At 32.5% G+C, this 19,691-nt stretch carries 18 protein-coding genes and 1 tRNA gene; 15 read left to right on the top strand and 4 right to left on the bottom strand.

Features of this window, described 5'->3' with window-relative positions; all coding sequences use genetic code 11:
* Positions 1-78 precede the first annotated feature (78 nt).
* From AABL87_RS03670 to AABL87_RS03655, 4 genes are all read left to right on the top strand, one after another.
* Positions 79-1,194, top strand: coding sequence for a TlpA disulfide reductase family protein (locus tag AABL87_RS03670; protein ID WP_006265185.1), 1,116 nt, complete (start codon positions 79-81; stop codon positions 1,192-1,194).
* 107 nt (positions 1,195-1,301) lie between these two features.
* Positions 1,302-1,796, top strand: a complete 495-nt coding sequence (locus tag AABL87_RS03665) for an RNA polymerase sigma factor (protein ID WP_006259044.1) — start codon at positions 1,302-1,304, stop codon at positions 1,794-1,796.
* Between the two features lie 12 nt (positions 1,797-1,808).
* Positions 1,809-2,411, top strand: coding sequence for a hypothetical protein (locus tag AABL87_RS03660; protein WP_006259045.1), 603 nt, complete (start codon positions 1,809-1,811; stop codon positions 2,409-2,411).
* A gap of 51 nt (positions 2,412-2,462) precedes the next feature.
* Positions 2,463-3,404: a LysR family transcriptional regulator gene (locus AABL87_RS03655; RefSeq protein WP_006259046.1), complete on the top strand. Its 942-nt coding sequence runs from the start codon at positions 2,463-2,465 to the stop codon at positions 3,402-3,404.
* A gap of 57 nt (positions 3,405-3,461) precedes the next feature.
* Here AABL87_RS03655 and AABL87_RS03650 read toward each other — a convergent pair whose 3' ends face one another.
* The 4 genes from AABL87_RS03650 to AABL87_RS03635 all read right to left on the bottom strand — a co-directional run bounded on the left by AABL87_RS03650 (position 3,462) and on the right by AABL87_RS03635 (position 7,435).
* On the bottom strand, positions 3,462-4,184 hold the full coding sequence (locus AABL87_RS03650; protein ID WP_006259047.1) for a response regulator transcription factor: 723 nt from the start codon (positions 4,182-4,184) through the stop codon (positions 3,462-3,464).
* A 7-nt stretch (positions 4,185-4,191) separates the two neighbouring features.
* Complete coding sequence (locus tag AABL87_RS03645) at positions 4,192-5,700, bottom strand: sensor histidine kinase (RefSeq protein WP_006259048.1); 1,509 nt, start codon at positions 5,698-5,700, stop codon at positions 4,192-4,194.
* Positions 5,701-5,844: 144 nt separating this feature from the next.
* Positions 5,845-6,432, bottom strand: a complete 588-nt coding sequence (gene coaE / locus AABL87_RS03640) for a dephospho-CoA kinase (RefSeq protein ID WP_006259049.1) — start codon at positions 6,430-6,432, stop codon at positions 5,845-5,847.
* A gap of 10 nt (positions 6,433-6,442) precedes the next feature.
* Entirely contained in the window at positions 6,443-7,435 is a 993-nt protein-coding gene (locus tag AABL87_RS03635) for a glycosyltransferase (RefSeq protein ID WP_006259050.1), read from the bottom strand.
* A gap of 145 nt (positions 7,436-7,580) precedes the next feature.
* Between AABL87_RS03635 and porX the strand changes: the two genes are divergently transcribed.
* From porX to AABL87_RS03580, 11 genes are all read left to right on the top strand, one after another.
* Positions 7,581-9,137 (top strand): T9SS response regulator signal transducer PorX, encoded by a 1,557-nt coding sequence (gene porX / locus AABL87_RS03630; RefSeq protein ID WP_006259051.1) that lies wholly within the window; start codon positions 7,581-7,583, stop codon positions 9,135-9,137.
* A gap of 2 nt (positions 9,138-9,139) precedes the next feature.
* Positions 9,140-9,559 (top strand): tRNA (adenosine(37)-N6)-threonylcarbamoyltransferase complex ATPase subunit type 1 TsaE, encoded by a 420-nt coding sequence (gene tsaE / locus AABL87_RS03625; RefSeq protein ID WP_006259052.1) that lies wholly within the window; start codon positions 9,140-9,142, stop codon positions 9,557-9,559.
* A gap of 14 nt (positions 9,560-9,573) precedes the next feature.
* Entirely contained in the window at positions 9,574-10,770 is a 1,197-nt protein-coding gene (locus AABL87_RS03620) for an alanine dehydrogenase (protein ID WP_006263457.1), read from the top strand.
* Positions 10,771-10,833: 63 nt separating this feature from the next.
* Entirely contained in the window at positions 10,834-11,208 is a 375-nt protein-coding gene (locus tag AABL87_RS03615; RefSeq protein WP_006259055.1) for a DUF4258 domain-containing protein, read from the top strand.
* A gap of 60 nt (positions 11,209-11,268) precedes the next feature.
* A tRNA-Val gene (locus AABL87_RS03610) sits at positions 11,269-11,343 on the top strand.
* 497 nt (positions 11,344-11,840) lie between these two features.
* Positions 11,841-12,248 (top strand): DUF4377 domain-containing protein, encoded by a 408-nt coding sequence (locus AABL87_RS03605; protein ID WP_006265180.1) that lies wholly within the window; start codon positions 11,841-11,843, stop codon positions 12,246-12,248.
* Positions 12,249-12,401: 153 nt separating this feature from the next.
* Complete coding sequence (gene recG / locus AABL87_RS03600) at positions 12,402-14,504, top strand: ATP-dependent DNA helicase RecG (RefSeq protein ID WP_341276950.1); 2,103 nt, start codon at positions 12,402-12,404, stop codon at positions 14,502-14,504.
* Between the two features lie 14 nt (positions 14,505-14,518).
* Positions 14,519-15,097 (top strand): non-canonical purine NTP diphosphatase, encoded by a 579-nt coding sequence (locus tag AABL87_RS03595; RefSeq protein ID WP_025124197.1) that lies wholly within the window; start codon positions 14,519-14,521, stop codon positions 15,095-15,097.
* Positions 15,098-15,599: 502 nt separating this feature from the next.
* Entirely contained in the window at positions 15,600-17,483 is a 1,884-nt protein-coding gene (locus tag AABL87_RS03590) for a DEAD/DEAH box helicase (protein ID WP_006259059.1), read from the top strand.
* 70 nt (positions 17,484-17,553) lie between these two features.
* Positions 17,554-18,309, top strand: a complete 756-nt coding sequence (locus AABL87_RS03585) for a carboxypeptidase-like regulatory domain-containing protein (RefSeq protein WP_006259061.1) — start codon at positions 17,554-17,556, stop codon at positions 18,307-18,309.
* Positions 18,310-18,423: 114 nt separating this feature from the next.
* Positions 18,424-19,674 (top strand): dihydroorotase, encoded by a 1,251-nt coding sequence (locus AABL87_RS03580; protein WP_006263454.1) that lies wholly within the window; start codon positions 18,424-18,426, stop codon positions 19,672-19,674.
* Positions 19,675-19,691: the final 17 nt, after the last annotated feature.

Raw genomic sequence — 19,691 nt, 5'->3', positions numbered from 1 at the left:
AATACTCTAATATCTCCGTTATAATCAGTAATATTTTATTATATTTAATCTTTACAAATTATATTAAAAATACATCCAATGAGAACACTACCTTTAGTAATTATAGCCTTTCTATTAATGAGTTTTACTATAAAAGATAAAGGTTTTCTAATAAAGGGAATAACAAAAAACATTTCTGAGGGAGAAATGATCTATTTAAAAGTTTTAAATCCTGAAACTAATAATTTTGACGCAATAGATTCTGTTCGTTTAAAAAACAACTCATTCGAATTTAAAGGTAACACAACTTACCCTACTTATGCACTATTAGAGTTATCTGAAAACGTTACGGAATTAGTAGTTTTAGAAAATGGTATTATTAATTTTCAATATGACTATAATGATGATCTAAGCACCTCTGCTATTGGTACAAAAAACAATAATGAATTAAATGCTTTTCACAATAATATAAAAAGAGTACAGAAAGAAGCTAATGCGTATAGAGATACGAATCAAGATATCTTAACACAAGCTATAAAAGATAATAACAGAGAAGTTCTTGAAAGGTTATCAAATGAATTTAAAGTCTATGTAAAAGACATTAATGACATTATCACAAATCAACTAACTCAACATAGCAATTCATTCACGTCTTCTGTAATTTTATTTCAGCGAATAGACAATAAAAATATAGATACTAATGAGGCTAAATTATATTATAATCAACTAGCTGATAATATTAAGCAATCTAATATAGGTATAGCTATTAAAAACCTATTAGACAATTCTGCTGCCAATACTTTAGTAAAAATTGGAGATAAAGCGTTAGACATCTCAGGTAAAGATCCTAATGGAGAAGTGATTTCACTATACGATAATCTTGGTAAAGTAACCATTATTCACTTCTGGGCTCCGTGGTGTCCTGCATGTCACGAAACACTGCCTACCATAAAATCTATTTATGAAAAGTATCATGATAAAGGCTTGAACATCTTTAGTATTGCCTTAGATGATAATAAAGAGGAATGGATAGAAAGCATACAAAAAGAAGGTCTTAATTGGCTTCATATCTATAATCTTTATGAAATTCAACTACAATATGGAGTTAAAAATATTCCAACAGTATTTGTTTTAGACGAGAATGGAACTGTAATAGATATTAACCACTTAGAAGTAGACTTTGACCAATTACTTACTAAATATTTAGGAAAATAATATCTGCGCTCATGTTCTAGTAATTATCCTAAACTGATTACTCTATAACTAAAAATATATTTTTTAAAAATATTGTAACAAATCGTAACATTAGACTACTTATAGGCATGAACAAACATTTGGAACAAGAATTCGTTGCTCTTTTGGATAAGAATCAAAACCTTATCCACAAAGTCTGTCGACTATATACAGTCGATGAAGCAGCTCATAAAGACTTGTTCCAAGAAATTTCTATTCAACTATGGCACGCTTACCCAAAGTTTAGAGGAGATTCTAAGTTCTCTACATGGGCTTATAGAGTAGCATTAAATACAGCCATCTCGTTATATCGTAAAAAAACAAGAGAACTAAGCACCATACCTTACGATAGTACATTTTGCAAATTTGAATATTCTGAATACAATTATCAAGAAGAAGAGCAATTAAAACTAATGTATAAAGCTCTTCAACAGCTAAACGATATTGAAAAAGCATTAGTATTCATGTATTTAGAAGATAAAAATTATGAAGAAATAGCAGAGACATTAGGTATTAGTGAAGTCAATGCTAGGGTAAAAATGAATAGAATAAAAAGCAAACTTAAAAAGATATTAAATCCCTAGAGGCAATAGAATATGAAGGAGTTAGATTTATTAAAAAAACACTGGAATAGCGACCAAAAATTCCCTAAGATCTCTACTGAAGAGATACAAAAGATGATACATAAGAAATCGTCTTCTATCGTCATGTGGATATTTATCATTAGTATAATTGAATTTATTGTATTAAATGGTTTTAGTTATTTATTCGGATCAGACGTAAATAGAAATGATATTGGCCCTATCTATGCTTTTATGATCAATAACTTAGATTGGTTATCATTAGGAATATCAGTGATATTTATTACTATTTTCTATTTAAATTATAAAAAAATATCTGTAGCTGATTCCACTAAATTATTAATGGAATCTATTCTAAAGACAAAAAAGACAGTTAACTATTATATCTATACTAACCTAATTATCTTCTTTATAGCTTTCATTATTATATTGATTGATATTCTGACACATGATGATAAGTTGACCTTACCTACGGCTTTAATTAGCGCAGTGATTGTTATTATTATATGTGGTGTATTTTTAGGATTACTATGGTTATACTACCGTCTAATCTATGGTTTATTAATCAAACGATTAATGAAAAACTATACGGAACTAGAGAAAATAGATTATGAATAAAAACATTTTCCTTTATTTTGCATAACTTAGACAAAATATTGGTTTTAAAGAATGACGATAACACAATTAATATATGTATTAGCAGTAGCAGAACATAAAAACTTCACACTTGCTGCAGAAAAAACTTTTGTTACACAGCCTACATTAAGTATGCAAATCCAAAAGTTAGAGGAAGAACTCGAGGTACAAATATTTGACCGAAGCACAAAACCTATTCAGCCTACGGCTATCGGTCAAGTTATTATTCAACAGGCAAAGAAAATTGTCAATGAATCAGATCGAATTAAAGATCTTATTGATCTAGAAAAAGGATTTATTGGGGGAGAGTTTAAACTAGGAATGATACCTACTATAGCCCCTACTCTACTTCCTATGTTCCTAAAAACATTTCTAAATAAGTACAATAAGGTCAACCTAATTATAGAAGAATATACAACTGAAGAGATTATTCAGAAACTTCGCAATGGATATCTGGATGCTGCTATAGTTGCTACTCCCTTAGAAGAGTCTGACATTAAAGAAAGAGTTCTATTCTACGAACCATTTGTAGGATATGTTCCTGCAAATTTTAGACAAGAAATGGGAGCAGAACTTCATCAAGGAGACCTAGATCTAAGAAAGTTACTTTTACTACAAGATGGACATTGTTTTAGAGATGGTATAATCAATATCTGTAACAGCAAATCTACTGCAGAAAGCAAAAACTTTAAATTACAAAGCGGAAGTTTTGAAACTTTAATAAATCTATCTAAAGAAGGTCTAGGTTACACACTATTACCATACCTACACACACTTTCTTTAAATCAAGATGACAAAAATAACTTAATACAGTTTGCTGATCCAAAGCCTGCTAGAGAGATTAGTTTAATCTATACAGACAACGAATTAAAGCTTCAAATTATTAATGCTTTATATGAGGTTATTTTAAGTATTATAAGAGGAGCAATAGCATTTCAAGACGTTAAAATTATTAGTCCGAAAAAGAATCAATAACTTTAACTTATATAAAATAAAAAAGGGAAGCAAATGCTTCCCTTTTTTGTGGCTTAATTAATTATTTTCTTCTTTTTCTTTCACTACAAGTCTAAATCCTTCTCCGTGAATGTTTAAGATTTCTACTGTTTCGTCTAATTTAAGATACTTTCTTAATTTAGCGATGTATACGTCCATACTACGAGAAGTGAAATAGTTGTCATCTCTCCAAATCTTAGTTAACGCTACTTCACGTGGCATTAAATCATTTTCATAAATTGCTAACATCTTTAACAATTCATTCTCTTTTGGAGATAATTTAATTGGCTCATCATTTTCAAAAGTTAAGAATCTCAACTTAGAATTTAAATGGAATTTACCAATTTGGAATTCGAACTTCGTATTATCTGTTTTAACTTCAGACGATTTTCTATGAATAATCGCTTTGATTTTCATTAATAATACTTCAGAATCGAATGGCTTGTTTAGGTAGTCATCAGCTCCTACTTTATAACCTTTCAATACATCTTCTTTCATTGACTTCGCTGTAAGGAAAATGATAGGCACCTCTTTATTTTTATCACGGATCTCCTTGGCTAGAGTAAATCCATCTTTATAAGGCATCATAACATCTAGGATACATAAATCAAAAGTATCTCTTTTGAATTTTTCGAATCCTTCCATTCCATTCTTAGCTAAAGTAACTTCGAAATCATTGATGGCTAAATAATCTTTTAAGATTGCACCGAAATTCGGATCATCTTCTACTAATAAAATCTTTTTGTTGTTTGTTGTTTCCATGTTATATTTAATTTATTAATGGCATTTTTATAATAAAGGTACTTCCTTTTCCTTTTTCACTCTCAACATAAACTTGAGAATTGTGTACCTCTACAATTTGTTGAACATATGCTAGTCCTAGACCATGACCTTTTACGTTGTGTAAATCACCTGTGTGCTCTCTGTAAAACTTGTCGAAGATTCTCTTCTGAGCCTGTTTACTCATTCCTACACCGTGATCCTGAATTTTGATTAAGATAAAATCTTTTACATTTTCAGTATACACATCTATAATTGGCACATCCTTAGAGTACTTGATAGCATTATCTAAAATATTTACTATCACACTAGTAAAGTGAAAATCATTTCCTAACACATCACTTCTACGAGCATCTAAGTTCAAGTTTATTTCTCCTCCTCTATCCTGAATAATTAATCCTACGTGATCTACAGCATTTTCTATCACTTCATGGACATCCATTGCTTCTTTGTCTACATTAAACTCACGTCGTTCTAATTTTGAGATTTGAAGAACATTTTCAACTTGCGCATGCATTCTTTTATTCTCGTCTCGAATCATTTTCAAATAACGATCAACTTTTTCTGGATCATTTATAACCTTTGGGTTTTTAATTGCATCTAAAGCTAAATTAATTGTAGCTATAGGCGTTTTAAACTCATGAGTCATATTGTTAATGAAATCTGTCTTAATCTCAGATATTTGCTTTTGTTTAATCAATTGATTAATCGCATTCAAATATGCTGCGATAATAACCATCGTAAACAAAATTGACAATAGTGTTATCCCTATTAACGAAGAGAATAAATACTTACTCTTTTCTGGAAAAGTAATATACAGTTGGTATTTACTTCTATTCTCATTATCTGTGAAGATTGGCACTCCATAAGTAGAACCTTCTTCATAAATAAAATCTTCTGACTTAATCTTGGTTGATAACCCTTTGTTATAAATACCAAATTCAAACTTAGCATTAACCCCATATTGTTTAAGCTCTTTCTCTAAGAGCTCTCTCAATTTAGCTTTAGAAATCCTTTCATCTATACTTCTTAGAGCAACAATATCCTTAAAGTAAATATCAAATTGTGCTTTATCTAAAATATCTAGATTACCAGATTGTTCTATAACCTCGTCAGGATAATTTTGCTTAAGACTACTCCTATCTAAATCATCTCCTTTATAAATCTCTGTTTTTCGTTTTGAAACGAAATTCTTGACTTTTAAACTATCTGCTTTCTTATCAAAGAACGAACTCTTTATATTATAATCTTCTAAGACTAAAATATTCGAGTATACTATTTGTTCATTAGTAGTAGGATTTCGTTCTACTATGTAATATTGTTTCAACTCACTTTGTTTAGGTGGCGTTCCTATACTATCTTTAAGTTGATTATACATTCTATAAAACTCCGTAGCTTCATTTTGTTGTAGTCCACTACCTACATTTCCTAATACTTGTTGTACATGATACTTAAACTGCTCTTCATTATTTCTATAAGAGCTAACTATCCAATACATTTGAACAATGATTATTCCTATAAGAGAAAAACTCATTATCCCTACTAAAAGTCGAAATTTGACCTTACTCATTATTTTTTCAAAATTAACATTAAAAAAAATACTCTACACGGCGATTAACATAAAATTAACGATGGTAATTGTTTAAATTTTGATTATTATATCATTAATTATCATTTTCACCTCTTTTTTTACCAAATCTTTATTAATATTAGTAATAACATAATCACTAAAGGGTATTTTGTCAGAATCTTTCAATTGGTTCCTCATAATACTTTCAACGTTATCTAAAGATACTCCATCCCTTGCCATTACACGGGCTAAGCGTACTTCCTCAGGAGCTGTAACTAAGATAACTAAATCACATTGTTTATTCAAATTATTTTCAAAAAGAACTGCACTCTCCTTAATTACAAACGGAAAAGCGTCATTTTCCTCCTTCCAACGCTCAAAATCCTTCTTAACCTCTGGGTGTACAATTTGATTTAATTGATTTAGTAATTCTTTATTATCAAAAACAATTTCTCTTATTTTTTTGCGATCTAACACCTCTCCTATCTTAACGTTTTCTTTAAAGATAGATTGTACTGCTTCCACTACATCAGCCCGATCCATAATCTGTTTAGCTCTTTCATCTGCTATATAAATAGGAATCCCCTCTTCTGCAAACATATTAGCTACAGTGGTCTTTCCACTGCCTATTCCTCCAGTTAGTCCAACTATAAGTGCCATACCTTATATATTATTTAAAAAACATTTCTGGCATTCCGACTTCTGCTTCTTGTCTTTTTACAAATAAAATATAACTAGATTTCACAAAGCCTATACCGTAGCCGTAAAATTGTATAAAAATTGCCACAAGTGCTAATAAACTTATCTTAAAATTCTTCTCTTTTATTAAACAACCTAAAAAAACAAACATAAAATAAAAGATATAACATAAAATAAAAACAAATGTATAATATGTCATTATAATACTTAACAATAAGCCTGCCATAAATAAAGCTGGAAACCAATATGTTATCTTTGACGTTTCAGGATAACGTTGATTTAATATCGGACGTGCCTTTCCAAACTTATTGACCTGAATAAAAAATTTATTCCAATCAATTCTCCTTTTGTGATAAACATAGGCCTTACTAAACAACTGAGTATCGAATCCTAACTTCCATAACCTAATTGTCAAATCAGGGTCTTCTCCAGGGTGTATTTTACCAAAACCACCACTAGCTAAAAAAGCTTTTTTTGAAATTCCCATATTAAAACTTCTTGGCTGAAACTTTCCTATACGTTCACTAGCTCCTCTTATTCCACCTGTAGTTAGAACAGAGGTCATAGAATAATTTATTGCTTTCTGTACATCGCTAAAACTCGCTAACGCCGCATCGGGTCCTCCAAAACAGTCCACATACTCTTCCTTGAGATACTGATCCACTGTAGTTAAATACTCTTGTGGAATAATACAATCGGAGTCTAATACAATAAAGTACTCTCCCTTTGCTCGTTCCATGCCATAATTGCGCGAAGCCCCTGGCCCAGAATTCGCTTTATAATAATAAGATATCTCTAGTCTATCCTCATACTTACTAACAACAGCACGCGAATCTTCTTTAGACCCATCCTCTACAATTACCACTTCAAAAGCCTCCTTATATGTTTGCTTTGTCAAACTCTCCAATAACTCATCCACCTCGTCTGGTCGATTGTAAACAGGAATAATGAACGAAAAATACATTTATAATTTTTTATAATACAATCACAAAAATATCGTTAACTATTGTAATACGGAAATTCATTCCTATATTTATCAATACTATTTTAATCTAAAATCTCTTTTTATTATAATTAATAATATTTTTAGAGATACTAAAACAACTACAATGAACAAAATTCATATATTATGGGTGGATGATGAAGTGGATTTATTAAAACCTCATATCCTATTTTTAGAAAAAAAAGACTATATCGTAACTACTTGTACTAATGGACAAGATGCTATAGATTTATTTAAAGAGAACCAATACGACATTGTTTTCTTAGATGAGAATATGCCTGGACTTTCTGGTCTTGAGACTTTAAATGAAATTAAAACCATCAAAAGCAATACTCCGATTATCATGATTACTAAAAGTGAAGAAGAGTATATCATGGAAGAAGCAATTGGTGCTAAAATATCTGATTACTTAATCAAACCTGTTAATCCTAACCAAATCCTACTTTCACTAAAGAAAAACCTAGATGACTCTCGTCTAATCTCCGAGAAATCTTCTCTTAGTTACCAAAAAGAATTTAGAAACATATCAATGGATCTAATGCAAGCTAGAGATTATGAAGATTGGATCTCTATTTATAGAAAATTGCTTTATTGGGAACAGAAGTTAGAAAACATTGAAGATCAAAACCTATTCAATATACTAGACTCTCAGAAAACTGAAGCTAATAGTTTGTTTGGCAAATTCGTAGAAAAAAATTATGAGAGCTGGATTAATGATCCTGAAGACAGTCCTGTTTTCTCTCATCAAATATTCAGAAAATGGGTTGCTCCTGAATTAAAGAAAGAAGATTCTAAATTACTTTTTATTGTTATTGACAACTTAAGGTATGATCAATGGAGAGCATTCGAAGCAATCGTAACAAATCACTATAAAGTAGAGAGCGAGAACAGCTTCTTCTCTATTTTACCTACTGCTACACAGTATGCTAGAAATGCTATATTTTCAGGAATGACACCTCTAGAAATGTCTGAACAACTTCCACAATATTGGAAGAATGATACGGATGAAGGAGGAAAGAATTTGTTTGAGAATGAATTCCTACAACATCAATTACAAAGATTGAGATTAAATATTAAGAATGAATACCACAAAATCACCAATCTAAAAGAAGGAAGAAAATTAGCTGATAATTTCAAGGCTTTAAAAGACAATAAACTAATCACAATAGTATACAATTTTGTGGACATGCTATCTCATGCTAAAACTGAAATGGAAGTAATTAAAGAATTAGCTTCTAACGATAAAGCATACCGTTCACTTACTGTTAGTTGGTTCAGAAACTCTCCTTTGTTTGAAATAATTCAACAAGCACAGGCACTTGGATATAAGTTAATCATTACAACAGATCATGGTACAATTAACTGTAAAAATCCTTCTAAAGTTATTGGAGACAAAAACACTAGTTTAAACCTTAGATATAAAACAGGTAAGAGCTTGACCTTTGAGGCTAAAGATGTCTATCATGTTAAAGATCCAAAAAAAGTTCAATTACCTAACATTAATGTAAGTAGTTCATTTATTTTTGCAAAGAATGATTTCTTCTTAGCATATCAGAATAATTTCAATTATTATGCAGCTTATTTTAGAAACACTTACCAGCATGGAGGTATTTCTTTAGAAGAAATGATCGTTCCATTTATAGTATTAAATCCAAAAGTATAACAATGACTGAGATAGTTTTTTCTTTAAATCAAATTCAAGAAGTAGCTACTGATATATTAAGTAAGTTAAAACATCGCATCGTATTATTTGATGCACAAATGGGGGCAGGAAAAACCACACTTATTAAAGAAATAAGCAAACAGCTAGGTGTAGAAGACATGACGAGTAGTCCTACTTTTTCTATTGTGAATGAGTATCATTCTACAACTTCTAAAGACAGAGTATATCACTTTGACTTATATCGTTTAAACTCAGAAGAAGAAGCTTATGATATGGGGATGGACGAATATTTAGACTCTAATCATTGGTGCTTTATTGAATGGCCAGAAAAGACTCCTCATATTATTCCTGACGAACATGCTACAATAGAAATTTCTATTTTAGAAAATGGTGATAGAAAACTGATTTTGAATAATAATTAATAAACAGAAACAGAATGGCAACCTTAACTCCTTTTTCAATGAAAGACTTAATTCCGCAAGAGGAATGTCTAATGGTAGAGCGCAAGAAAAGTGAACTTTTTATAGGAGTTCCTAAAGAAAATACCCTGATAGAGAAAAGAATCTGTATCACTCCAGAAGCAGTACAGACTTTAAGCACCTATGGGCATCGTGTGCTTATTGAAAAAGGAGCAGGAGAAGCCGCTAACTATTCTGATTTAGATTATAGCAAAGCAGGAGCCGAACTTACTAGTGATACAAAGAAAATTTTTAGTTGTCCTGTCATTGTTAAAGTTGCTCCACCTACTCTAGAAGAAGTAAAACTAATGGCACCATACACAGTTGTCTGGTCAACTATTCAATTAAAAACATTAACTAGACAGTATTTCGAGACCCTTTCTAAGAAAAAGATATCTGCTATTGGCTTTGATTTTATTCATGACGAGAACGGAACCTATCCTGCTGTTAGTGCTTTAAGTGAAATAGCAGGTACTGCGTCTATCTTGATAGCTTCTGAACTGATGACCACAACTAATAATGGTAAAGGATTATTATTTGGGAATATCGCTGGGGTAGTTCCTACTGAGGTAGTTATACTCGGAGCAGGACTAGTAGCCGAAAACGCCGCTCGCACTGCTATAGGAATGGGAGCAAATGTAAGAGTATTTGACAATTCTATACAGAAGCTGCGCAGACTTCAGAACAACCTATCGCAACGAATTTCTACTTCTACGATCCAAGAAAAAATATTACACAAAGCTCTTATGAGATGTGATGTTGCTATCGGTGCAATACGAGGTAAGAATCGAGCACCTATAGTAGTAAGTGAGTCTATGGTAGATAATATGAAAAATGGTGCTGTAATTATAGATGTATCTATTGATACAGGAGGGTGTTTCGAAACATCCGAATTAACTACCCATGATCACCCTACCATCATAAAAGGCGGTGTGATACACTATGGAGTACCAAATATCACTTCTAGATATAGTAGAACAGCATCCATGGCCCTTAGCAATATTATCACACCTTTATTATTAGAATACACAGATTGTGGTGATTTAGACGGTACTGTTAACTGTGAAAGCGTCATTAAATCTGGCATATATAGTTATAAAGGATTAGTTACCAATCGAAATGTTGCGGAATGGTTTAACCTTGATTATAAAGACATTCACCTTTTCGCCTTTTAAATATTTTATAAATCTTTAGTTTTACTGTATTGAATTGCTACTTTTGTGTAAATTTTTTAAGAAATGAAGTTTACACAGCGTTTAGCATACTATTTATTTGGGTTACTTATAGGAGGAATGTTCTTATTTTATTTCTTCGGTGAGAAGAAAACAGAATTTTGTTATTTACCTAATTGTAGGGTTTTAAAAGATTTGAGAAGTAAACCAGTTACTTATTCAAAGACAGTAGAAGCTAAGTTTAAAGAAGGTTGGGTATCTAACGATGACATCCGTAAATCTCTACAATATGGAGATGTGAACTTTTCAGAAAGTAATATTGACTTTGAGAAAGGTAAACTTTATGTCATTATAGGCAGAAATGAACAAAATGAAAATATATTAATCAAAGTCATAAACTATACAGATAAGATTGTACTTTACGATATTGAAAAAATGTAAAATATTTCACATTAGGCATTGCATTATTTAAAAACATCTTTATATTTGCAATCCTATTTCGGGCGATTAGCTCAGTTGGTTCAGAGCACCTCGTTTACACCGAGGGGGTCGGGGGTTCGAATCCCTCATCGCCCACTTTATAAGCTTCACTTTTAGTGAGGCTTTTTTTATACCATCTCCTACTCTTTATATTACATTCCAAGATTCATCTTTCTAAACTAAGTACGCAGAAAATCTATTTCTCCACAGCGTCTATTCATAAACCAAGAGTCGTTTTGTTCTGACCTTCTAGGGGATTGCTTGAGGGTTTCTTGCACCTTTCTTCGACAAAAAGGCTCTCTAGGCAAGAAAACCTCAAGGAATCTCCAAGGAATCCGCAAGGAACTGCAAGCTAAGCGCTCTTCTTTTATTCATAAGTGGCAAAAGCAAAACTCATACATTCATTTAAAAATTTTAACTCCTGTTGCTACTTTAATCTACTCGCACATATTGATATTGCTCTAATACAGTTCCATCACACAATAATGTTTAGAATCTTTTAATCGAACTATCGTTAAAACTTAATTATTCTGAGTACTTTACTTCAAAAAAAATATTTTTTGTACATTTGATATAAATAAAAAGCATTTATCATGAAAAAGATTTTATTATTAGCTGCTGTTGTAGGTTTATCATTTACCTCTTGCAAAAAAGATGGAGAATCAGGAACTACAGCTCCTGCAGTAGAGCCAACAGAACAAACTACAACTCCTACTGAGTCTACCGAAGCAACACCTAAAGAAGAATTAGGTAACGTAACTTATACGATCGCTTCTAAACTAGTAGATTGTACAGGTGTAGCACCAATGAAATGTATGCAGTACAAAGAAGAAGGTTCTGACGAATGGTTAAATATGTATGGAGGAATCGAAGGATTTAACTATGAAGAAGGATATGAATATGTAATCGAAGTAAAACGTGAAAAAATAGAAAACCCACCAGCTGATGCATCTTCTATCAAATACATTCTAGTAAAAGAAATTTCTAAAACTAAAAAATAATATCTAGCGAGCTTAGGCTCGCTTTTTTATTCTTTTAACCTAAGTACAATCTTAGCTTCCGCTAAAATCTATAGCAATTCCCCTTAAATATTTACTCTTAATTGTCCGAAGGGCTTCTAATTCGTATCTTAGCCGTGTATTTATTTGAATAATATGTCTAAGAATCTACTTGATACACCTATAGAATACCTTAAAGGAGTTGGTCCACAGCGCGCTGACTTATTTAAACGCGAACTAGGTATATTCACCTATAGAGATTTACTACACCTATACCCAAACAGATATATCGACAGAACACAGTATTATAAAATAAATGAACTTTATAATAACAATAGTGAAGTTCAGATAGTCGGTAAAATTATCCATATCAAAACTGTAGAACAAAAACGAGGAAAGCGCCTTGTCGCAACCTTTACAGATGGTACAGGACAAATAGAATTAGTTTGGTTTCAAGGATACAAATGGATACAAGAAAATTTAAAACTAAATACTCCTTATGTGGCATTTGGAAAGCTTAATAGCTTTAACAATACCTTCTCTATGCCGCACCCTGAACTAGATTTATTAGAAGAACATCAGAAAAACATTGCTAACGCAATGCAAGCTGTCTATCCTTCTACTGAAAAATTCGGAGCAAGAATATCTAATAAGTCTATCATCAAGATGATGATGCAACTTGTCAAAGAGACACATCCTCTCTTTATAGATACCTTATCTGATGAATTCAAGAGAAAGCTCAACTTGATTTCGATGCAAGAAGCCTTAATTAATATCCACTTTCCTAAAAATATGGATATGTTGAATAAGGCTCAATTTAGACTAAAGTTTGAAGAATTATTCTATGTTCAATTACAGTTATTGATTAAAAACATAGCACGAAAAGACAAAATTAAAGGATACCCTTTTGAGAAAGTAGGCGATTACTTTAATACTTTTTATAGCAAACACCTCCCCTTCCCTCTTACTGGAGCTCAAAAACGAGTTTTGAAAGAAATCAGGAATGATGTAGGTGCTCCAGCGCAAATGAATCGTCTCTTACAAGGAGATGTGGGATCTGGAAAAACAATAGTTGCTTTTATGAGTTGTCTTCTAGCATTAGGCAACGGATTCCAAGCGTGTATCGTAGCTCCTACAGAAATTTTAGCAACCCAACATTATGTCGGGATTAAAGAACTAGGAGAACCTTTAGGGCTAAAGATAAAATTACTTACAGGATCTACTAAAACGGCTGAGAGACGTGTATTGCACGAAGAATTAGCTTCTGGAGAGCTACATATACTTATCGGTACACACGCCTTATTTGAAGATAAAGTTATCTTTAAGAATCTAGGTTTGGCTATCATTGATGAACAACACCGATTCGGAGTAGAACAGCGATCTAAACTATGGCACAAAAATGAATTACCTCCCCACGTGTTGGTCATGACTGCTACACCGATACCTCGTACATTAGCTATGAGTTTATATGGAGACTTAGATATTTCTGTTATTGATGAACTTCCACCAGGGCGTAAACCAATACAAACTAATCATTACTTCGAAGGTAAACGCTTAGCTGTATGGCATTTCTTAAAAACAGAAATTGCCAAAGGAAGGCAAGTTTATATCGTATACCCCTTAATAGATGAAAGCGAAACATTAGACTATAAAAACCTAATGGAAGGATATGAAGCCATATCACGAGACTTCCCTTTACCAGAATACAGTGTCAGCATTGTTCATGGACAGATGACTCCTGCAGAAAAGGATAGAGAGATGGACAGGTTCATTAAAGGAGAGACAAATATTATGGTAGCCACTACTGTGATTGAGGTTGGAGTGAATGTGCCTAATGCATCCGTTATGATTATCGAAAGTGCAGAGCGCTTTGGATTATCACAACTACATCAGCTTAGAGGACGTGTAGGTCGTGGAGCAGAACAAAGTTATTGTATCCTAATGACAGGAGATAAGCTAAGTAATGACTCTAAAATCAGAATGGAAACGATGTGTCGTACTAATGATGGTTTCGAGATTTCAGAAGTTGATCTCAAACTGAGAGGACCAGGTGATATTATGGGAACTCAACAGAGTGGTACCCTTCCTTTAAAGATAGCTGATATTGTCAAGGATAAAGAGATTATGCTTTATGCAAGACATCATGCTGTACAGCTGTTAAAAGAAGACCCTACACTAGAAGAACCTGAAAACCAAAGAATCAAAAATAAATTAAACATTCTAAATAGTAAAACCAATATCTGGAACTATATAAGCTAAAACACACAACACTTATGAAATTAGTTTTCGCATCAAACAACAAAAACAAGATTAAAGAAATTAGAAATCAATTACCTGATACAATTGAAATCTTAAGTTTAGAAGATATTGGATGTAATATCGACATTCCTGAGACAGCAGATACTATAGAAGGTAATGCTAAACTAAAAGCTGATTTTGTCAAAAGACATTATGGATATGACTGTTTTGCTGATGATTCAGGATTAGAAGTAGATGCTTTAAACGGTGCACCAGGAGTATACTCAGCTCGTTATGCAGGAGAACAAAAAAATGACAATGACAATATAGACAAATTGCTTCAAGTACTTCAAAAAGAAGAGAACAGAAAAGCTAACTTTAAAACAGTAATTTGCCTAAATCTACATACAGAAACGTATTACTTTACTGGTATTATAGATGGTCAACTATTAAGAGAGAGACAAGGTACAGAAGGATTCGGTTATGATCCAATCTTCGTAGCAGATGGAATGAACCAATCTTTTGCTGAAATCGATATCAATGCAAAAAACGCTATTAGCCATAGAGGAAAAGCAGTTCGTCAGTTAGTTGACTTTTTATCAAAAAAATCATAGTAGCAGGAGAATAAAATTTATCTAAATATGCTCTTTATGGTTTATACACCATTTCAGAGCATATTTTTAGTTACTCCCCTATCCTTCATTAGAATCTTTGATATTTCTCTTATTTCTCAAAACATAAATACTTACTTTTCTTATCTACTACTCCCCACTTTTTTGCATATCTTGAACTTTTCGGCATACTTTTCGCTATGTCTGAATGACTTATTAAGAATAAAGTGAATTAAATACCATAAAACTAGACTGAGGCTGTCTCGGTATATGTTAAATAAAAGAAAGATATATAAAGTGTATAAAAAGTACTTATCATTACACAACACACATGATATAGACACTTTTAAGCAAAATAAAAATTATATAAAGGAAGATATTTCATTACATTATCTTTAAAAAAAACGCTCAAAACAAGCGTTTAAATTATTTTCGAATAATAAACCTGCAATAACTACAATTATAATTTGAATAGTAGTATATTTGCGGCTATTTTAATATTTATATGAACAATTTCGAACAATTAGGATTAAATGAATCTCTTTTATCTGCGATCAAGGATATGGGATTTGAAAATCCATCAGAGATCCAGCAAAAGGCGATTCCATTACTATTAGAGAAAGATACCGACATTGTTGCGTTAGCCCAAACGGGGACTGGGAAAACCGCAGCTTTTGGTTTTCCTTTGATTCAGAAGATAGACGTTTCTAATAAGAATACACAAGGTCTTATCTTATCGCCGACTAGAGAGTTATGTTTGCAAATCGCAAACGAAATCAAACAGTACTCGAAGTATGTAAAAGGACTTCATTCAGTAGCTGTTTATGGAGGGGCTAGCATTACAGAACAGGCTAAAGACGTAAAACGTGGAGCACAAATTATCGTCGCTACTCCTGGTAGAATGCAAGATATGATTAACCGTGGTATGGTTAACATTAAAAACATTAATTACTGTATCCTAGATGAAGCAGATGAAATGCTTAACATGGGATTCTATGAGGATATCACGTCTATTTTAGCGGATACCCCAAAAGAAAAAAACACATGGTTATTCTCTGCTACTATGCCGCAAGAGGTTGCGCGCATCGCAAGAGAATTCATGAAAACTCCAGAAGAAATTACTGTAGGTCATAAAAACCAAGGTAATACTAATGTAAGTCATGAATTTTATTTAGTATCTGCTAGAGATCGCTACCCAGCGCTTAAACGTTTAGCAGATGCCAATCCAGATATTTTCTCTGTAGTGTTCTGTAGAACAAAGAGAGATACGCAATCTATTGCTGAAAAACTTATCGAGGATGGATACAACGCTGCTGCATTACACGGAGACTTATCTCAAGCTCAACGTGACGCAGTAATGAAGTCATTCCGTGGTAAACAGATACAAATGCTTGTAGCTACTGATGTTGCTGCTCGTGGTATCGACGTAGATGACATTACTCACGTAGTAAACTACCAATTACCTGACGAAATCGAAACGTATACTCACCGTAGTGGACGTACAGGACGTGCTGGTAAATCTGGTACTTCTATGGTTATCGTAACGAAAAGTGAATTAAGAAAAATTCAACAAATCGAAAGAATCATCAAAACTAAATTTGAAGAGAAACCAGTTCCATCTGGAATTGAGATTTGTGAAATTCAATTATTCCACTTAGCCAATAGAATTAAAGAAGTAGAAGTTAACACAGAAATTGAAGCTTATTTACCTGCAATTACTGAGTTATTAAAAGACTTCGACAAAGAAGAAATCATTAAAAAAGTAGTTTCTGTTGAGTTTAATAGATTCTTAGAATACTACCAAAAAGCTTCTAACAGCTTATCTAGTGTATCTGCTGGAAGAAACAATTCTAAAGAAGTTCCTACAGATGGAGCAGTACGTTTCTTCGTTAACTTAGGTGCTAAAGATAACCTAGACTGGATGACGTTAAAAGATTTCTTACGTGATACTTTAGAGTTAGGTCGTGATGACTTATTCAAAGTTGATGTAAAAGATGGTTTCTCATTCTTCAATACTGAAGCTGAACACGCTGAAAAAGTAATGGAAACATTAAACGGTCTTGAATACCAAGGACGCCGTGTGAATGTTGAAATCTCTAACAATGATGGTGGTAGAAACGGTGGACGCCGTGACCATAACAACCGTAAAGGAGGATTCAGAGGTGGAGAAAGAAGATCTGAAGGTGGATTTAGAGGTGGTGAAAGAAGATCATCTAATAGATCATCTGAAGGAGGATTCAGAGGCGGAGAGAGAAGATCGGATAGATCATCATCTGAAGGACGTGGAGAAAGAAGATCAGACAGATCATCAGAAAGAGCTCCTCGTAACGAACGCGGATCTAGAAGAAGTAGCGAAGGAGATTCATCTAGAAGAACTAGAAGAAACTAATTTGTTAATTTTTTTAAAATAGCATACAAAACTGTAAAATATCTTTTACTTTTAGGCAATCTTAAAAAGTATGAGAAATTTTACAGTTTTTTTATTTATAATACTTTCTGTTTTAACTGTAGCGGCTCAAGATCGCACTAGTGTTAAAGGAACTATTTTAAATGACAAATCATTTTTGCCAGTAGATGATGTGAATGTCATCAATATTAGCCAAGTCAAAGGTACAATCAGTAAGAGAGATGGTTCTTTCACAGTAGAAGCCAATCTTAATGATTCTATACACCTATCCTACCCTGGCTATATCCCTATTAAACTTAAAGTAACCAACGATTGGTTAAACAACGAGAATCTAAAGATTTACTTTACAGAAAACACAATAGAATTAGACGAAATTCTTATTAAGAAATTTGACTTAACTGGATACTTAGAGGTTGATACCAAACTAATTGAATTAAATGAAAAAATGCAGTTTGATTTCTATAGACAAAATAAAACTCCTTATTATGGTACGGCTATGGGTACTTTCTTTAGCCCTGTTGATGCTGTGTACAACCTATTTAAAGGAAAAGATAAAAAACTTAAGAAAATCGAAGCTATTAAAGAAGATCAGAATATGATTGCTTTAATGCAGACCAGATATGATAGAGAGATTGTTTGTGGTTTATTAGAAATCACAAGAGAGGATATCGTAAAGTCTCTTCAAAACTGTAATTACACTGATAAATTTATCTATACCGCTACAGACTTCCAGATTTATCAAGCATTAAATGATTGCTATGATAATTCTAAGCTATTAGCTTCAAAAAAGAAAAATGCATCCAATTAAGGGATGTATTTTTTTTGCTCTTTTTTCACGAATTGTAAATATGATAAAATAGAAATAAAACCTATTTTTGTACAAATAACAACACATCACTAATTAAAAACTACTTCACAGAAAATGAATATCATTTTAAAAGCTGCAAAAGTAATCGATCCTACTAGCCCATTTCACAACCAGACAGTTGACATTCAAGTCGAAAATGGCCTTATTACTAAAATCGCTAATCAAATAGAAAATGACCAATTCGAACAAATCAAGTATGATAACCTACACGTTTCTCAAGGTTGGTTTGACAGTTCTGTTTGTTTAGGAGAGCCAGGATTCGAAGAAAGAGAGAATATCGCTCACGGTTTAGAAGTAGCTGCTAAAAGTGGATTTACACAGATTGCAGTTGAACCTAACACCCACCCTATCACTGATTCACAAAGTATAGTAAGTTTTATTAAACAAAAAGCTTTTGGACAGACCACAGAGGTATTCCCTATTGGAGCACTTACAGTAAAATCAGAAGGAACAGACCTAGCAGAGTTATTTGACATGAAAAATGCAGGAGCTATTGCTTTTGGTGATTACAAAAAACCTATTCAAAACGCCAATGTACTAAAAATTGCTCTGCAATATGTGCAAGACTTTGACGGGCTAATTATCGCCTTTTCACAAGATAATAGCATAAAAGGTAAAGGAGTAGCTAATGAAGGCGTAGAAAGCACTAAACTAGGCTTAAAAGGAATCCCTACACTGGCAGAAGAGTTACAAATAGCACGTAATCTATTTTTATTAGAATATACTGGAGGAAAAGTACACTTCCCTACAATATCAACTGCAAAATCTGTAGAGTTAATCAAAGAAGCAAAATCAAAAGGGTTAAACGTTACTTGTAGTACTGCTGTTCATTTATTAACTATGACAGATGAAAAACTAGCAGACTTCGATACTCGTTTTAAAGTATATCCTCCACTAAGAGACGAAGCTACTAGACAAGCTTTGATCAATGGAGTACTAGATGGAACTATTGACTGTATCACTTCAGAGCACAACCCGCTAGACATTGAACACAAAAAACTAGAATTCAACAGTGCTTCTAATGGAACTATTGGTTTAGAATCAGCATTTGCTGCACTGAATACAGTACTACCTTTAGAAGTTATAGTAGATAAGCTGACTAGTGCTAGAACTATCTTCAAAATAGACACACCATCTATCAAAGAAGGTAATAAAGTAAATATCACTTTATTTAATCCTTCAAAAGAATACAGTTTTACAAAAGAAAACATCTTGTCAAAATCTAAAAACTCTGCTTTCTTAAACCATCCAATGAATGGTGAAGTATACGGAGTAGTAAACGGAGACAAAAAAACTCTAAAATAAATTAATCAATATACATA

The organism is Myroides sp. C4067 (assembly GCF_038039665.1).
Lineage (GTDB): Bacteria > Bacteroidota > Bacteroidia > Flavobacteriales > Flavobacteriaceae > Flavobacterium > Flavobacterium odoratimimum.
The sequence above is the reverse complement of the archived record's forward strand: the minus strand, read 5'-3'. Positions and strand labels throughout refer to the sequence as shown.

Coding starts and splice junctions, on each gene's coding strand:
- AABL87_RS03670 (WP_006265185.1), top strand. CDS start 79: ATGAGAACACTACCTTTAGTAATTATAGCCTTTCTATTAATGAGTTTT.
- AABL87_RS03665 (WP_006259044.1), top strand. CDS start 1,302: ATGAACAAACATTTGGAACAAGAATTCGTTGCTCTTTTGGATAAGAAT.
- AABL87_RS03660 (WP_006259045.1), top strand. CDS start 1,809: ATGAAGGAGTTAGATTTATTAAAAAAACACTGGAATAGCGACCAAAAA.
- AABL87_RS03655 (WP_006259046.1), top strand. CDS start 2,463: ATGACGATAACACAATTAATATATGTATTAGCAGTAGCAGAACATAAA.
- AABL87_RS03650 (WP_006259047.1), bottom strand. CDS start 4,184: ATGGAAACAACAAACAACAAAAAGATTTTATTAGTAGAAGATGATCCG.
- AABL87_RS03645 (WP_006259048.1), bottom strand. CDS start 5,700: ATGTATTGGATAGTTAGCTCTTATAGAAATAATGAAGAGCAGTTTAAG.
- coaE (WP_006259049.1), bottom strand. CDS start 6,432: ATGGCACTTATAGTTGGACTAACTGGAGGAATAGGCAGTGGAAAGACC.
- AABL87_RS03635 (WP_006259050.1), bottom strand. CDS start 7,435: ATGTATTTTTCGTTCATTATTCCTGTTTACAATCGACCAGACGAGGTG.
- porX (WP_006259051.1), top strand. CDS start 7,581: ATGAACAAAATTCATATATTATGGGTGGATGATGAAGTGGATTTATTA.
- tsaE (WP_006259052.1), top strand. CDS start 9,140: ATGACTGAGATAGTTTTTTCTTTAAATCAAATTCAAGAAGTAGCTACT.
- AABL87_RS03620 (WP_006263457.1), top strand. CDS start 9,574: ATGGCAACCTTAACTCCTTTTTCAATGAAAGACTTAATTCCGCAAGAG.
- AABL87_RS03615 (WP_006259055.1), top strand. CDS start 10,834: ATGAAGTTTACACAGCGTTTAGCATACTATTTATTTGGGTTACTTATA.
- AABL87_RS03605 (WP_006265180.1), top strand. CDS start 11,841: ATGAAAAAGATTTTATTATTAGCTGCTGTTGTAGGTTTATCATTTACC.
- recG (WP_341276950.1), top strand. CDS start 12,402: ATGTCTAAGAATCTACTTGATACACCTATAGAATACCTTAAAGGAGTT.
- AABL87_RS03595 (WP_025124197.1), top strand. CDS start 14,519: ATGAAATTAGTTTTCGCATCAAACAACAAAAACAAGATTAAAGAAATT.
- AABL87_RS03590 (WP_006259059.1), top strand. CDS start 15,600: ATGAACAATTTCGAACAATTAGGATTAAATGAATCTCTTTTATCTGCG.
- AABL87_RS03585 (WP_006259061.1), top strand. CDS start 17,554: ATGAGAAATTTTACAGTTTTTTTATTTATAATACTTTCTGTTTTAACT.
- AABL87_RS03580 (WP_006263454.1), top strand. CDS start 18,424: ATGAATATCATTTTAAAAGCTGCAAAAGTAATCGATCCTACTAGCCCA.